The organism is Pseudodesulfovibrio profundus, from assembly GCF_900217235.1.
GTDB classification, from domain to species: domain Bacteria; phylum Desulfobacterota; class Desulfovibrionia; order Desulfovibrionales; family Desulfovibrionaceae; genus Pseudodesulfovibrio; species Pseudodesulfovibrio profundus.
In genome coordinates this window covers 486,685-501,976 of sequence record NZ_LT907975.1, presented here as the reverse complement: position 1 = coordinate 501,976, position 15,292 = coordinate 486,685, and the positions used below count along the sequence as shown (strand labels likewise).

Below are 15,292 nucleotides of genomic sequence, written 5' to 3'. Positions count from 1 at the left end.
CGGTTTAGGTCCAGTATTGGAAGCAAATGGTGAGCTTCTCGATGGTGTTCTCGGTGTTGCCGCCCTCGAGCTCATCGTATTCGAGCGCCTTCACCCAGGCCCCGTGCAGGGTCCAGCGGCGGGTCTCGTTGCCGGTGCGGTCGTAGCGGACAACGTCGATGTCGCGCATGTAGTCGGCCGGAAGGCCGCCGGTGACAGCGTTCACGTCCACCTGTTTCTTGATCCATTCGCGGGCCGCCTCGTCGGAGCCGTCCTGCAGTGCGCCTTTCTCGAGGGTGATGTCCTCGAACTTGACCCGTCCCGCAACCTTCTGGTCGAACATCGAACCGGCCGGGGCGAAGGCCACTTCCTCGAATTCGGTTTTGGGCTCCTGTCCCTTGTGGAACAGGGCCACGTCGAAGCCGTTTACCTCGATGGCGAACTGCCAGTTCTGGTAAAGGCTCTTGGGCATATTTCCGCTTCTCATAGCCGTGTTCTCCCGTTAGATGATTTCTTTGAAGTCCGCGCCGGTGCTGGTCAGGATGAAGTTCAGCTCGATGAACTCCGCCGTCTTGGTCGGCTTGACGAACACGCGGGCCACCATTTCGTTGCGGTCGATGACCGCCGGGGTGTTGGTCTCCTCGTCGCACTGGAAGGCGAAGTCGTAGAGGCCGCCCTTGTCCTTGATGTCCTGCAGGAAGGGGTTGATCAGGCGGCCGAGGGCACGCCAGGTCTGGGGATGGTTCGGCTCGAACACCACGAAGCGGGAGGATTCCGAGATGGCTTCCTCCATGAACATCATCAGGCGGCGGACGTTGATGCGATCCACGGCCGATGGCTGGCTCTGCAGTGTCTTCTGGCCCCAGATGTTGATGCCGGTGTCGGGGAACACGGCGATGACGTTGATCCCTTCCGGATAGAGCACATCGCGCTCGCCACGGCTGGTCTTGTAGGCCAGGGAGAGCGTGTTGAAGATGCGGCCACGGTCGATACCGGCGGGCGCGTTCCAGACGTTGGTCTTCTGGTCGCTGCGGGCGATGCAGCCCGCAACCGCGCCGCAGGGCGGCACCAGCTTCTTGCGCGAGTTGACCGGATCGCTGATCTCCAGCCAAGGGTAGTAGAGCGCCGCGTAGGAGGAGTTGAAGGCCGCGTGGCTGTACATCCCTTGTCCCTTGCGGAAGTCGACCGCTTCGAGCGGCTCTAGATGCATGGGCGTGTCGGCGATGAACAGCAGATCCTTGCGCCCTTCGGCATAGGCGATTCCGGCGTTGATGACCGGCACCGTGGTGACGCCGGGGACCATCAGCAGGTTCAGGGCGTCGATCTCGTCAAAGCCATAGAGGCCGGTATGCTGCGAGGGATCGCCGATGAAATCGGCATCAGCCAGATCGGTCAGCCCGTTGTCGCCGCCGGTGAGCGTGAACACGCCCAATGCCGGACGGTCGCCGGGCGTTCCCGTTGCTGCGGCCAGATCCTGGATCAGGATGAAATCCGAGCGGTCGTTGATCGCCAGTTCCACATGGTTCGGCAGCGTCTCGTCCATGCTCAGATCCTTGAACACCTCGACCACATCGCCTTTATGCCGAACCACCAGGTTGAAATGGTTGGCCGGGTCAAGGGAGCCATCCTCGATGGAGACGGAAAGCCGGTCGCCCCAGACGCCTTCGTTCACGGCCTCGATCCGCAGGGCGTCGGCGGGCGTCGCCTCCCGGTTCTGCAGCACGATGGAAGACTTGAGCGCTGTCAGGGTGTCCCGGTCGGTGGGATCGGTGAGATGGGCGATGCGGGTGACATAGAGGACCGAGCCGCCGTTGTCGAAAAACGCCCGGGCGGCGTAGGCCAGATAGCTCTCGTTGATATAGGAGCCGAAACGGTTGATGAACTGCTCCCAGCTCGTCACCAGCACGGGCTTGTTGATCGGGCCTTTTTCGGCCACCCCGACCATGGCGGCCGACGAGGTCGAGATCTGCTTCACATAGAAACTGAAGTCCGTTTCCCGAGTGTAAATCCCGGGCGATAGATAGGTCGGCATGGTTATTTCCTCCGCTTGCTGGTGGTCTTGGCCTCATCGGTTCCGGCGTCCTCGGTCGCCGTGGGCTTTTCCGGCTCCGGTTCCGCGCCGCCGGTCAGGTCGGTGATGCGCACCAGGCCGCGTTTTCCGGCGGTCTTGATCTCGGCTGAGAGGTCCTTGCGGGCGATGCTCTTGCGTTCTCGCGGCCCGAGGTGGAGGGTTCCCTGGCCGGAGAGGTTGAACGTCAGGGGTTGGAACTGCAGGTTTCTGATCTCGATCACGGTTGTTCTCCTTTACGGTTGAATGGTTCGTTGCTCTGTCACGTCGCCGTGAAACTGGAAGGTCCGGTCCCGGATCAGCCGACCGTCGCGCAGGTCGCCGTCGTACACCGGGCAGGATTCGATACGGATGCGTCCGGAGCTTTGCCGGAGGTTGGAGAGGTTCACCCGGGCCAGACCGCCCAGAGGAACCAGTTCAGTGAGGTTCAAACTGCCCTGGTCGGCGATGGCGATCTCCGCGTGAAGCTGGAGGAACCGCGACACCGATTCGTGAAACCCGAGCAGTTCGGCCTCCCGGTCCACGGTCACCACCAGATCGAAATCGAGGTGATAGAGTCTGGGAAACCGGCACTCCTCGAAAGTCAGCTCCGCAACATTCTTCTCGAATAGGCGGCTCTGGCTGCGGCGGAAACGGTCTTCCGTCAGCTTCGGCCCCTGGAGGATGACGCTGGGGGTGCGCTGGACCTCGAACAGGTCATCCGGGAACACCAGCACGGTGTCCGGATGGATGGCCTGCTTGGCCAGGCGGATCAGTGTTTCTGTGACGGTCTGTATCGTGCTCAAGGGACGCCTCCGTTTTCTGCCTGGTTACTTACCGGAAGCGCTGGCGATGTGTCGGAGGCTCAAAGCGCGGAGCGGATCGCCTCGCGATAGTTCTGGAGGATTTGCTCGCGGTACTTCTCCATCACCGGATGCAGAAAGGGTCTAGCGGGGATGACGATGGTCGCGCCGTTCGGATGTTTGATGGTGGCCCCGTACTCCATGACGGCACCGATGTTCACCATGTCTTCCCCGTCCTTGTTGACGGTGCCGCGCAGCAGGCCGACGAACGCCTTGTCGGCCATGATCTTCTGGGTGATGGCGTTGACGAGAAAGCCGGTGTCGATGAGCGCCTTGCTGGAACCTTTGCGCTCGATGGTGCTCTCGGAGAGTTTCACGAAGGCCTGCCCGCCCGGGGCCTGGGAGCGAATCCCCCGCTGGATCTCGCGCACCAGAAAAAGGACGTTGCGGATCGTGGCCTGACGCAGGGCCGTGGCCAGGCGCGGCCCCATGCCGGTGGTCAGCTTGGCGCGGGCCTTGTCCCAGTCACCGGTCCGCCTAACGCCCATTGAGCTTCACCAGTTGCAGGTTCTTGTGAGTGACGGTGCCGAAGAAGTGTTCTTCTTCCACACTCTGTATTCGATAGGTTTCCCTGTCTGCGGCCAGGCGGTCTTCACCCTGGACATCAGCATTCGGAAGGACACAGGCGAGCGCGTCGATCTTGCCGCTCAACTCCTCCGGCGGGGTTTCGTTCAGTTCGAGGGGGATGACAGCGACTTCCGCGTATTCGGCATCGTCGGTGCCGTAGAGCCGCTCGCCGGGAACCACGCGCAGGATGCGTGCGGTCTGGCCGGAGGAGAGGATCAGCCGGGCGACGTCGGCCACGGCTTCGGCGCGTTCCCGCTCATTCAACAACATCGAGATCGATCCCTTGTTCGTAGATGACCGGCGTAAGGCCGCTCGGAGTCAGGATGTAGGCTTCCTGATCGAGCTGGGTGGCCGGACGCAGCTCGGTGAGCCGCTGGCGGTAGTCGGCGAGCAGATCGGCTTCGAGCTTGGCCCAGTGGCCGGGCTGGCCGGTTTTGTCCACCCGCTTGTCGCCGCTGGAAAAGGAGAAGGCGTTAGCGGTGGCCGAACGCATGACCTGGCAGGCGTGGATCTGCGCCATGATCACCAGGAGCTCGCGGACCTCGCCGGTGGGATCGGGGGTAATCTCTCCGGCCGTGATCGTCAGCGATTGGTCGAGGTCACGGCCGACACGGAAAACGGCCTTCCGGACGCACCTCTCCAGAGTCTGATCCTCGAAGAGAGATGCGCCCGGATCGGACAGGTCGAGCCGCAGGTCGGCGATGAGGTTACTCAGCAGCACCTTGTAGACCCTCCAGACGGCTCTTGAGCGCGTCGATCACCGTGCGGCGTTTCTCGGTGTCCATGTAGCCTTTGAGGGTTTCCGGATTGGCTTCCTCGTTGACCTTGGAGATGGCGTCGGTGGCGGAGAGTTTGCTCAGGTCCACCGGTTCCGCGTCCTGGTCGGGCTCTGGAGGGGCGAGCGGTTCCTGCTTCGGTTTGTCGGCCATGGCCAGGCGGCCGTTCTTGAGAGCCGCCTGGATCTGCTTGGTGAGGCGTTCCACCTCGACCACCTGACCGGGTTTGAGTTTCAGCCCGGCGTCGGGGATCACCAGAACGCCGGAACGGATGTTCTTGATTCGATTCATCTCACGTCACCTCCCGGATTACGGAACCAGTTTGACCTTGGCCATGATGTCGGGCCGGGTAATTCCTTGACCGATCTCGGACCACACCAGCCAGCCGGTCTTGAAGCGGGTCTTCTGATCGATGGACTCCGTCTTCAGGTTTTCGCGCACCGGCATCTTTCCGACCTCTTCATCCGGGACGATGATGATCTCGTCCAGCGGCATGGAGGCGGTCAACAGAATGCCGCCGGTGCCGTAGTTCTTGATGACACCCTTCTGGCGCAGCTCGAGCTTGGTCTGGGGATCGAGGTTCCAGCCACGCATGTCGTTGAAACGGCGGCCGCGCATGACGATGTACTTCACCGACAGCTCCAGGTCCTCGATGATCGAGATGGCCTCGTTCAGTGCCTCCTCGGTGAGCAGGTCGCCGGTGACCTCGATGGTGTTGGCCGCCGGGATGGCCGAGGAAAGCACCGAGATGGTGCGTCGGTCCATCTCCTTGCGGATGGCGTCGGCGGCGCTGGTCTGAATGTCCATCAGCGTGCCGATGTTGCCGTTTTTGAGGACGGAAACGTCCACCATCGGGTTGGAGTGGATGCGGTTGGTGGGGAACTCGACCTCGTCCTTGCCCACCTCCTGCTCCTGGGCGTCGCCGTCCTTGCTGATCCAGTGGGCTTTGACGGTCGGTTTCTTCTGGTAGACCGGACGTTCGCCCTTGGGCAACGTGTGCTTGGTGAGCAGCAGCGAGGAGATCTCCTTGCGCTTGATCTCTTGTTCGATGGGCGCGGCGATGGCGGCGGCAAGCGCCCGCATGCCTTCGGGCGACTCGAGAGCCTCGCTCATGAGCCGCGCCATGGTTTCCATGTATTCCTGGGAATGGATCTTCAACTGATTGGTTTTCATGTGCGTTGGCTCCTTGGGTTAGACGAGCAGGCGGAATTTGAGGACGCCGCTCTGTACGGAAATGGCGTGGGCGACGACGTGCTCTCCGGCCGCGACGCCGTTGGTCAGGCGACCGCTCGCCGAAACTTTCAGGTCGTCTCCGGCGACGACGGTCCCTTCGAAGGCGTCGGTCTCGTAAACGCCGCCGTCGCAGTAGATGCCGGGCATTTCGCCACCGGCGTAATCCTTAATCAGGATGCCGAAGGAGCGTTTGGTGGGATCGGTGTTGACGGCGAACAGGTCGTCGCCGACCACGCGGACCACCTGGCCGAGCTGGCCGTCGCCCTGGATGTGGCCGTCGCCATAGGCGAGGCTGCGGTGACACGGATTGATGAATGACATGGTGTTTCCTCCTTATGCGTTGATTTGCGAGTGTTCGGGAGAGTCCTCGCCGACACGGTTGCGGTAAGCGGCCATGAACCCGTCGCGCAGACGGTCCTCGAGCGACACCTTGCGGTCGTCCACATCGTGGGGCCGAACACCGGCGTCGCTGCGTAGCGGGGTTTCCGTCGATGCCTTGGCGGCGGGCTTGCCGCCGTGGTCGCTGTCGGCGGGTTTCTCTTCCTTGTCCTTGTCCGCCTTGGCCGATTTGGGCAGGCGCTCGTAAGCGGCCTCGGTGGCGGCGAAGGCTTCGTCGGACAGTTCGGCCAGGCGTTTCAGCTCGGCTTCCCGGTCCTCATCGGATGCAAAGGAGAGCCCCTGCTTCTCCAGCCGGGTGAGCAGTTTCTTGGCGCGGGAGCGGCAAGCGGCCGCCTTTTGTTCGGCTTCCAGTTCCTGGACGCGTTTCTGCAGCTCGGCCACCTGGGCCTTGAGCTGCCGGTTTTCCTTTTCCAGGTCGGAAACGCGGGCAGGATCGCCTTCCTGTTGGGCCGGTTTCTTCTTGGCCGCTTCGACGGCCGGGTCATCGGTAGGTTTGGTTTTGTCTTCCATCGTGGAATCTCCTTCGGGTTGGGATTGGTCGGGCTGGCTCTGAAGGGACGCCACCTGCAGAATCCTGGCGTTCTCGTCCGCGCCTTTGCGGTCGAGCAGTCCCAGTCCGGTGAAAGTGACGCCGTGCAGAATCTCGAAAACGGGTTGGCCGTTGAAATCACGGCCCTTGAATTTGCGTAGGTGGGTGCAGTAGTCGGCCTTGTTCTGGAAGCGCTTGTGGCAGACCGAGCATTCGCCCTCCTGGTAGTCGCATTCCATGGAGACCTGGGAGATGATCCCGCGCTTCATCAGCTTGTAGGCCAGCCGGGCGGCCGGGGTGTCGTGGACGTACAGCTCGCCGACGCATTCCACGCGGCCGCCGTTGTCGTCCTCCAGGTAGTCGGCGGCGACGATGCCGCCGACGATGTCGTTGAACTCCTGCGAATGCTGCAGATCGACCTTCTTGTTCACGGCCGTCATGTGCCGACCGGACAACTCTTCGGCGGTGAAGTGGTCGCCGTTCTTGTTGGTGCCGGTGCGGCAGAGCACGAAGCTGAACTGGGGGTCGCCCGCCGAACCGACATCCATGGCCTCGGTCGCGAGGCGTTCGCCTTCGCCCAGCCGGATGTCCACGGGAATGCTGGTGTGGAAGTTCGCGGCGGCGGCCATCGGAACGGGTTTCTCCTCCCGCTCGGCGCTGGCCTTGGCCCCGGGAGCGCAGACGAACAGACGCTCCTTGGCGTTGGAAGCCTCGCCGTGCTTGGAGGTGATGGCGTAGTGGTGATCCTTGGACTTCATCCGGCTCTGCTTGCCGAAGGAGCCGATGATCCGCTTCATCTCCTGCTCGTTGGGATAGGCGTGATCGCGGTAGGAAATCAGCCAGTGCGGGATTTGCTTGGCGTTGCCGAGAAAGGTCTGGAAGAACTCGTTGGCGTTGGCCTTGGTGACGGTCTTGTGGTCGGTCTCGTAATACTTGACCTTGGTGTCGGCCTTGATTTCGAGCCCTTCCCAATAGGTCATGAGCCCCTCCACGAAGTGGTAGGCCCGCTCGTAGTTGGTGGTCGAAAACTCGGTGGCGTAGGGCGGATCGAAGTAGGCCAGATCCGCCTTGGCTTTCGGCAGCAGGTCGTTGATGTCCTGCCGGTATGCCTTGTTCTCCTTGTCGTTGTCGAAAACCAGGGCGTTGATACGCTGCAGGTTCTTGCGCAAGCGATCCTTGAACTCGTCGGGGGTGTCCTGGCGGCGGCCATAATCGGTGGACGACGAGAAGTGGCCGAAGCCACCCTTGCCGCTCATGCAGGTTTTGCCGAGGCCGAACAGGGCGATGTCTTTCTTGAACCCGGAGAGCTTGTCGCAGTTGGCGCGGATGGTGTCGATCAGCGCATGGACGCCCTTGGCGAAGAAAATGCCCTTGAAGTTGTCCTGAACGAAGCTGCCCGCCTTGGCGTTGTCGGCCAGGAGTGCCTCGATCTCGTCCTCGCTCAGGCGAACCGAGTTGTTCTCGATGATCGCCTTGGCGGCATGGTGGCAGTAGCGGAGCCGGTCGTTGGCGATGACCTGGAGGCCCTTGGTCTTGTACATGTAGGCCACGACCGCAGACCCCGAAAAGGCATCCAGCACCGTGCCAGTGCCCTCCGGGGTATGCTTCCAGATCCAGTCGACGAGCTTCTGCTTACTGCCGATGTAGTTGGTGATGTACTTGGGGCGCTTCTCGGGAGGGAGCTCTTCAGGAGCGGACTGTTCGGCGGCCTCGGACCCGAGCGTGTCGGGATCGAGAGTCAGCGCCGCATCGGCCTCCAGTAGAAACGCCAGCCTTTCCAGGTCTGTGGCGAACAGTTCCATCAACGTCTCCGGTCAGTTTGCTGTGCTCTCCGCGACCTGCGGGGAGCGTTCAGCGGTTACTTACCGGAAGCGTCGGCGATGTGTCGGATGGTGACGGTGAATTTCAGCGGGCAGGGTTCAGCCGGGCCAGAACGGCCTTACCGCAGGCGTCGATGGAGGGGTATTCGTCGGTCTCGGTGATCTCGGAAAAGGCCCCGTCGTAGGGAGAGCGGGACAGCCGGTGGTATTCGAGAAAATCCGCCGGAAGCGAGGTGGCCCCGGCCTCGACCAGACGGTTGACCACCCAGGCAGCCTCATCCTTGCGGTCGGCAAGCCCGTTCGGTCCCCGGTCGAGGTAGTACATCTCCACATCCAGACCGGGACCCGGTCCCTGAACCCAGACGCCCACGGGCACGTATTCCGGGACGGTGGCATGCCGGTCGGCGAGTATCGAGTCGATCATATAGCGCAGTTTCATGACCAGTCCTCCGCGATCCGGAGATGTTCGACCAGAAGCTGAGCGTCGATCCGGTGGAATCTTTCGGCGTTTTTTTGTCGGTAGGCGATCCAGCGTTGCCAGTCCGCCGCGAGCTCGGGCTCCGAGACCGGCTCGATCATTTCGACATGGTGAGTGCGGCCCAGGTCGTCGGTCAGATCGACAATCAGCCACCCTTCGGCCTCCTTACCGTCATGTTCGGCTGTCAGGGTGTCTTCGGCCCGGACATCCACCACCTTGATGGTGTGGGCGTGCTGGAAGCCCTCGTCGTAACCGAGCGCCTTCCACAACAGCCAGAAATCGGTGCGCAGATGGTTGCCAGCAGCGTCGAAATGGGGTGCGATCCGGGTGACGGTGAAGCTGTCCACCAGGATATCCAGAAAGAGATCCCCGGATTCTCTGACCCTCATGCGGCTGCCCCGGCTGTTGAACCAGTGCAGCGATTCCTGCAGCCGCCGTTTTTCCTGCTCGATAAAGTCCTTCATGGTCATTGTTTGCGTTTGCTCCAGCTTTGCGAGGTATGGACGATGTCCTCCACCTTGCGCCCGTCGGGCAGTTTCTTGATGCCACGCCGGGTGAAACTCTGGATGATCTCCCGGCGTTCGTTGTCGTTTCTGGCCACGATGAACTCGATGTTATCCAGCAGCGTCACCGAGTATTTGAAGATGGTCTCGTTGCCATGGCGCTGCGAGAACCGCTTCCAGTCGCCGATGCTGGCCCCCCGGTTGCGCTGCACGTAGTCGTCGATCACTTTGCCGTAGGCGTCGTGGTCGTAGCTGATGGCGTCCATGCGCCGCAGCATCTGTTTCTTGAAGTAGAGGGCCGGTGAGGCATCACTCGCTGGTTGCTTCTTGATTCGGGTGAAGAAATAGCTCGCGCCGCCGGTCTGCATGTCGGCCACCGGGGACATTCCGCCCGGAGCCACGCCCATGCGCATCTTCTCGACCGTGCTGACCATGGCTCCGTTGTTCTCCATGATCAAGTCGATGAAGCCGGACATGCTCTCGCCGTTGGTCAGATCGTGGACCAGCGAATAGCCCTTCATCTGTTTTTCCAGGTCATCCTCGGTGATATCGAACCGGAACTGGTGCCGGTATCCGCCCTTGGCGTCGCGGTCCAGAAAGCCCGCCTGATATTCGCCCAGCGGGTTGTATCCGGAAAGCTGGGTGATGTCCTGGACGCCCAGTTCCTTTTGCCAATAGCCGCGCAGGGCCTGGACCCGCTCGGTGGTGCTGGCGTTGCGGTCGTCGAGGGATTTCTGCAGTCGTTTGTAGTCGGCGCTCTTGTCGGTCTTGCGGATGTAGGCGAGCTTTTCGAGGTACATCTGCTCCGCGTTTTCCGCCGTGGCCACCCGGGTATCGATCCCAAGCTGTTCGAGCTTTTCCAGCATCGCCTCGACCCGTCCGGGGGTGGCGTCGCCATCCAGGATCATTTCCAGCTCGCCGCGCTGGGCATAGAGGTTGGTGTCCGACCAGGGGCGATAGCGGACCCGGGTGCCGTCCTCGAAGGTGACGGTGTACTGGTGTCCGTCCTGCATGCGGGAGTTGTGATTGAACAGCGTCCGGTTGTCGATGTCGTCGGCCTCGACGGTAATGGTGCCGGAACCGATCCTGCGCTTGGTGTGGGTCACCTTGCCGCGTTCCACCTTGAACGGCGGTTTCTCCTTGGGTTTCTGCGCGTCGAGCTTGGGTAGATACTGCTCGAAAACGCCGTTGGTGGCCCGATCCCAGTCGACGGATTCTTCGATCTCCTTGACCCATTTCAGATAGTGGTCCGCCATCTCCTTGACCTTGGGGTCGGCGCTCTTTTGCAGGGTCTCCAGTTTCTTGCGCAGGCGCAGGGCCTTGTCGATCTTGGTCCGGTTGTACTTGCCGTCGCCCACGTGGAAATTGACGTTTTTGACGGCGTCCAGAATCGTCGGAAAGAAGCTGTCTTCGACCAGTGGTTGTCCCTTTTCCCCGGCCGCCGTCTGCACATACCTGCGTAGCACCTCGTCGATGCGGCGGTCCGTGTCCGGCCGGATCTTCATCTTGACCACGGTGCGCTTCTTCCCCTTGAAGCTCTCGGTGAAGATCAGCGCGTTCTGGTCCTCCACATCGCCACTGTCGAAGGGCAGCGTCTTGCCCTGCCAGCCGAGTTTGCGGGCCTCCTCGACCAGGGCTTCCTCGGCGGAGGAGAGCAGCTTTTTCTTGCCGGTGGCGGCGCTCAGCTCGTCGAAACGGAAGCCCCGATCCCCCAGCACATCGGCGTAATAGCCCTCGAAGTCCCGCCGGAGATTGTGTTTCCGCTCCAGGGCCAGATCGTAGAAATGCCGCAGCCCGGCCGGGTCCTTGGAAAACCGTCCCTCGGCGTAGGGCCGCAGCAGATCGAGGTAATCCTCGTCGGCGATCTTTTCGACTTCCTGGATGTAGCGAAAGGTCGCGTTCGGATCGACCCGTACCTTCCCTTCCTTGGCCGCCCGGAAGACCTTGTTGTAAAACGGCTCTTCCTCGCCGCAGACGCCGTTGGGGTGATAGTCGAGCGAGAGCTTGTCCTGGCCCAGAAACTTGAATGCCTGGCCTTTGTCGATGCCGTAGACGCGACCGTCCCGGGCGCGGATGAACTGCTTGGAATGTCCGTCGTGATTGGCGATCAGCCAGTCGACCACATGCTCGCGCTGGATCTGCTCCAGTTCGATGGTGGTCAGATCCTGGGGCAGGATGTTGCGAAAATCGAAGTCGTCCCGCAGATCGGTGCGCCATTTCTGGATGGAACCGGTGCGTCCGTTCAATTGGATGGTGCGCACCTCGATGGAATGGGGGTCGATCAGGCGGCCGATTTTGTAGGCGGCTTCCTCTCCGAAGGCGATGAACTCATCGTCCTTGCGGCCAATGGGCTTGAACAGCCATTTGTCGCCGTTCTCATCGGTCCAGAACTCCTTTTCGTGTGCGCCGCCGACAGCGGCCTTGCCGGTTTTCTTGAATTTTGACGGCAGACCTTTCTGCTGCCATGCGGTATCGACATTGGCGAACTCCGCGCCTTTCTTGCCGATCTTGGCCTCGGGTGGCTTGATCGGACTCGGTTGTGGAGCTGGTTTCGGCGTGGCGGGCTTGGCCGGTGCGGTTTTCTTCTTGCCGCCATGTTTTTCGGCCCAGGCTGCGTGCTTGGTGTCGATGCTGGCCTGAACCGCCTTGATTTTCGCGGGGTCGGTCTCGGTGAAGAGCGTGGTCAGCTCGTCTTTGTTGGCCCACTGCCAATACTGAACCTTGGTCTCCTTGGCGAGTGTCTTGAGCTCTGTCGATTTCAGCTTGCCGACCTGGTCCTGGAAGAGCTGTTTCTTGAGGGCGATTTCCTTGCTGTGGGCCGCCAGCAGATCCTGGGGTAGATCGGTGCCGCCGGAAACCGCCTGTTCCGCCTTGGCAATCGCGTCGAGGAAATCCTTGTAGCCGGTCGGCGTGTCGGGAACGACCACGGCCTTGGCGGCGTCTTCGAGGGCCGTTTTCTGTTTCAGGATCAGCTTTTGTTTGGCCTCGTCGACTGCCTTTTTCTTGACCGACTCGGCCATGTCGGCACCGGCCTTCTTCTGCAGCGCCTCAACGAGCTGCTGCTTGTTCTTGAGGATGCCGATGCCGTGCTTCTGTTTGGCCGCCGCGAGTTCCTTGCCCATCAGGCCGCTGTGGTCCACGCCGGGCTCCAGCTTGTCCAGCAGCTCGATGGTCTCCTGTTTGGTCATGTTGAGGGAGATGCCGTTCTCCTTTGCCATCTCCTTGAGTTGCTGAGCGGTCATGCCCTCCAGCCCCTCGGCGGGAGGGATCTTCGCCATCTGGGCGGCGAGCAGCTTGGCCTGTTTGAGTTCCGCCTGCTTCAGTCCGAGCAACTCGACCAGTTCTTCCTTGGTCCGCAGCAGGCCGATCTTGTGTTCCTTGATCTTGGCGCTGAGCGCCGCTCCGGCCAGGTCGCCGTGATCGATCCCGGGTTCGGCCAGGTCGAGCAGCTTGATGAAATCGGCCTTGGTCCGGGCGATGGCCACACCGTTTTGTTTCGCCAGGGTCTGAAGCTGTTTGACCGTCAGCGAACCGAGGTCGGCGATGTCGCCGTTTTCAAAGGCGCTCTTGAGCTTGGCGTTCTCCTTGGCCTGGGCGTCGGCCATGCCTTCCAGCACGTGGGGCGGGAGAATGCAGGCGTCTCCCTGCGATGACTGAGCGGCTGCCTTGGCGGCCATCTCGCTGCCGCAGACGGTCATCGGCCAGGCCACGATGTTGGTGCAGCGGCAGTGCGGATGCGCGGGTTGCTGGGGGAACTTGTCGATGGGAAAGGTCTTGCCGTCCAGGCCGCCGCAGACCGGGCACATGCGCTCGTCCTCCATAGCCAGCCATTCCAGCTTCTGGATGCCGACCCGCTCGTGGAACTTGAGCCTGCCCATGTTGTGGGCGCGGAGGACCTCGGTGCGGGCGATCATCTCCATGCGGTACTGCGCCTTGCTGAACACCCGGCTTCCGGCCTGACGAAAGGAGTCCTTGTCGACGATCACCTTGCCCATGTCCCGGACAATGTCGTCGGCCCCCTTGCCCGTGGCGACGCCGTTCAGGATGGTGCGCTTGATGCCGTCTGCGAGCTCGCGGTGGACGTCACCGGCAAGGGTAAGGTTGTACTGCGCCATGAAGTCGAGCGCATTGGTGTCGACGATGGTGAACACCTTGGTGGCCAGCTTGTCGATGCCTTCGGGTTTGAGGTCGGCGTAGAACGGCAGCGCCGCGTCGGCGAGTTCTCCGATTCCCTGCTGGATACCGAGCTTGAAGGAGTCCTTGGTCGTCTTGCGAAAGACCAGGGTCTGCTCCCGCTTGAGCCGCTTCATGGTGTCGTCGAGTTCGAGCTGGAGCTTTTCCAGCCCCTTGAGGGCGGCGAGCTTGTTGTCCGGCAGGGAGCCGAGGGAGCGGTACTGGAGGATGGCGCGGGCGACCTCGTCTTCGGCCTGTTTCAGGGCCTGGGTGAGTTGGGCCGTGACCTGGTCGTTGTAGCGGTTGCGGGCCGTCAGGCTTTTCAGGGTGGCCGCCTGGATGCGCTGCTTAAGGTCCGACGGCATCAACGGGGCTCCCGGCGGTCGATGAAACGACAGGCCGGGGCGTCGAAGGTGCGCTCGCTGTTGTGAACCCGGCAGTGGTTGGTGTCAGCAATGAAGTGGCTGCACTCGTCGCACACGGCAGCAATGCCGGTGGACTCCAGGTCGCCTGACCAGACCAATGCCGCCTCCGCCGTGGGTTCATCGTCCTCGGCCGGAATCCCGAGCATCTTGCGGGCGCGAGGTACGCTGAGGATGCCGGAGACGACCATATCCACCACCGGCTTCACCTGCTTCTCGTCCATCAGGTCGATCTGCTTACGTTCGGTCTCGCGGTTGGCGGCCTCGATGTCCGGGTCCAGGTCCATCTTGAGCTGAAGGCTGGAGCGGCTGATGAGCTTGCGGTCGTAGAGTTCGATGAGGAGCTTCTTGAAATCGACCGCATCGCTGGGGTCGAGGTCGTTGAAGATGAACTGGATGCTCTTGTCGCCATGGCCGTTCAGCTCCATCCAGTCGTCGAACACCCAGTCGAGGAGCTTGCGTGCGGCCTGTTTGATCTCGCGGATCATGACCATCATCTTCTGCATGCTCACCGAGGCGGTGGCGAAATTCGGGCCGTCGCCGGTCACCAGCGAGCGTGACAGACCCAGGGCCACCACGATGTCTTCCTTCACCTCCTTGACCTTGTCCTCGACGTTGAGGACCTGACCATCGGTGCCGTGGGTTTCGACATTGACGTAGAACGGGACCACCAGGCCGCTTTTCATGTCCATCTTGTTGACCATGTCGCGGACCTGTTCGAGCATCCGCTGGTCCGGCATCACCATCTTCTGGCCGAACGCGCCGCCCACCTTGAGCAGGCGGAACGGCGTGGCCCAGCGCTTGGCGATGGCCTGTTCGGCCCGGCGGTAGTCGCGCAGCAGTTCGATGGCTTGAAAGGCGGGAAGCACGAGGGAGTTGCCCCGGGGCGAGAAGGCTGGAGCATCCCATTTGAGGTGGACCACCTGTTCGACGGGCAGCGGAATGGATTCCCCGCCGCCGGGGGTGTCCTCGGGAAATTGCCGGGCCTCGATCAGTTCGCCCTGGGCGTATTTAACCTTGACCGAAACCGGGTTGACGCAGACCAGTTCCTCGATGTCCTGGCCGGACTTGGTGAAGCGTTTGAAGCCGATGGCATCACCTTTCACCAGGAGCTGAAGAACCATGTCCTTGATGAATTGCGTGATGTTCAACCGCCAGGCGGCCTCCAGAGCCTGCTCCTTGAGGTTCTCGTCATCGCTGGTGATCTTGATCTCGTCGCCCACGGCAAAGGTGCGCCAGGAGTTGACGCAGTTCTTCACCAGCGGCTCCTCGACGTAGTATTCCCAGGCCTTGCGGGCGCGTTCTTCCCAGGTGGCAGGAATCGCTTCGGCGGCGTTCACCTTGGCGAAGGCGGCCGAGTCGAGCGCTGCCGCTGCGGCCAGCGGCGCGATGACAAAGCCGGTGGTGTCCAGGCTTTCGGGTTGTTCGTCCTGATGGGCGGTACTTTCCACGTGATCCTCTCGGTAGTTTCGGCCATGACAGCCGCACATCCGGCCCGTGTGG

Annotated in this window: 15 protein-coding genes; all 15 read right to left on the bottom strand. The window is 61.8% G+C overall.

The window, feature by feature from the left end; translation table 11 throughout:
* Positions 1-4 precede the first annotated feature (4 nt).
* A complete protein-coding gene (locus DPRO_RS02480; RefSeq protein WP_232005682.1) occupies positions 5-451 on the bottom strand; it encodes a phage tail protein in 447 nt (148 codons plus the stop codon).
* 30 nt (positions 452-481) lie between these two features.
* Positions 482-2,011, bottom strand: coding sequence for a phage tail sheath C-terminal domain-containing protein (locus tag DPRO_RS02475; protein ID WP_097010648.1), 1,530 nt, complete (start codon positions 2,009-2,011; stop codon positions 482-484).
* 2 nt (positions 2,012-2,013) lie between these two features.
* Complete coding sequence (locus DPRO_RS02470) at positions 2,014-2,271, bottom strand: hypothetical protein (protein ID WP_020886729.1); 258 nt, start codon at positions 2,269-2,271, stop codon at positions 2,014-2,016.
* Positions 2,272-2,283: 12 nt separating this feature from the next.
* Complete coding sequence (locus DPRO_RS02465) at positions 2,284-2,832, bottom strand: hypothetical protein (RefSeq protein WP_097010647.1); 549 nt, start codon at positions 2,830-2,832, stop codon at positions 2,284-2,286.
* Positions 2,833-2,891: 59 nt separating this feature from the next.
* The gene (locus DPRO_RS02460; RefSeq protein ID WP_097010646.1) at positions 2,892-3,377 is read right to left on the bottom strand and encodes a phage virion morphogenesis protein; all 486 of its coding nucleotides are present in this window, start codon (positions 3,375-3,377) and stop codon (positions 2,892-2,894) included.
* Entirely contained in the window at positions 3,367-3,726 is a 360-nt protein-coding gene (locus DPRO_RS02455; RefSeq protein WP_097010645.1) for a hypothetical protein, read from the bottom strand. The genes DPRO_RS02460 and DPRO_RS02455 overlap by 11 nt, the downstream gene beginning before the upstream one ends.
* Positions 3,713-4,177, bottom strand: a complete 465-nt coding sequence (locus tag DPRO_RS02450; RefSeq protein WP_029917954.1) for a hypothetical protein — start codon at positions 4,175-4,177, stop codon at positions 3,713-3,715. The genes DPRO_RS02455 and DPRO_RS02450 overlap by 14 nt, the downstream gene beginning before the upstream one ends.
* The gene (locus DPRO_RS02445; RefSeq protein ID WP_097010644.1) at positions 4,164-4,523 is read right to left on the bottom strand and encodes a hypothetical protein; all 360 of its coding nucleotides are present in this window, start codon (positions 4,521-4,523) and stop codon (positions 4,164-4,166) included. Before DPRO_RS02445 ends, DPRO_RS02450 begins: the two co-directional genes overlap by 14 nt.
* Before the next feature lie 18 nt (positions 4,524-4,541).
* Positions 4,542-5,405, bottom strand: coding sequence for an HK97-fold major capsid protein (locus DPRO_RS02440; RefSeq protein WP_027182228.1), 864 nt, complete (start codon positions 5,403-5,405; stop codon positions 4,542-4,544).
* 18 nt (positions 5,406-5,423) lie between these two features.
* Positions 5,424-5,786: a hypothetical protein gene (locus tag DPRO_RS02435; protein WP_027182227.1), complete on the bottom strand. Its 363-nt coding sequence runs from the start codon at positions 5,784-5,786 to the stop codon at positions 5,424-5,426.
* A gap of 12 nt (positions 5,787-5,798) precedes the next feature.
* A complete protein-coding gene (locus DPRO_RS02430) occupies positions 5,799-8,195 on the bottom strand; it encodes a DNA adenine methylase (RefSeq protein ID WP_097010643.1) in 2,397 nt (798 codons plus the stop codon).
* Between the two features lie 103 nt (positions 8,196-8,298).
* Positions 8,299-8,652, bottom strand: coding sequence for a hypothetical protein (locus DPRO_RS02425; RefSeq protein ID WP_097010642.1), 354 nt, complete (start codon positions 8,650-8,652; stop codon positions 8,299-8,301).
* The gene (locus DPRO_RS02420) at positions 8,649-9,155 is read right to left on the bottom strand and encodes a hypothetical protein (protein ID WP_232005681.1); all 507 of its coding nucleotides are present in this window, start codon (positions 9,153-9,155) and stop codon (positions 8,649-8,651) included. Before DPRO_RS02420 ends, DPRO_RS02425 begins: the two co-directional genes overlap by 4 nt.
* Positions 9,156-9,157: 2 nt before the next feature.
* Positions 9,158-13,732: a minor capsid protein gene (locus DPRO_RS02415; RefSeq protein ID WP_097010640.1), complete on the bottom strand. Its 4,575-nt coding sequence runs from the start codon at positions 13,730-13,732 to the stop codon at positions 9,158-9,160.
* Positions 13,732-15,240, bottom strand: coding sequence for a phage portal protein family protein (locus tag DPRO_RS02410; protein ID WP_097010639.1), 1,509 nt, complete (start codon positions 15,238-15,240; stop codon positions 13,732-13,734). The genes DPRO_RS02415 and DPRO_RS02410 overlap by 1 nt, the downstream gene beginning before the upstream one ends.
* Between the last annotated feature and the right edge of the window lie 52 nt (positions 15,241-15,292).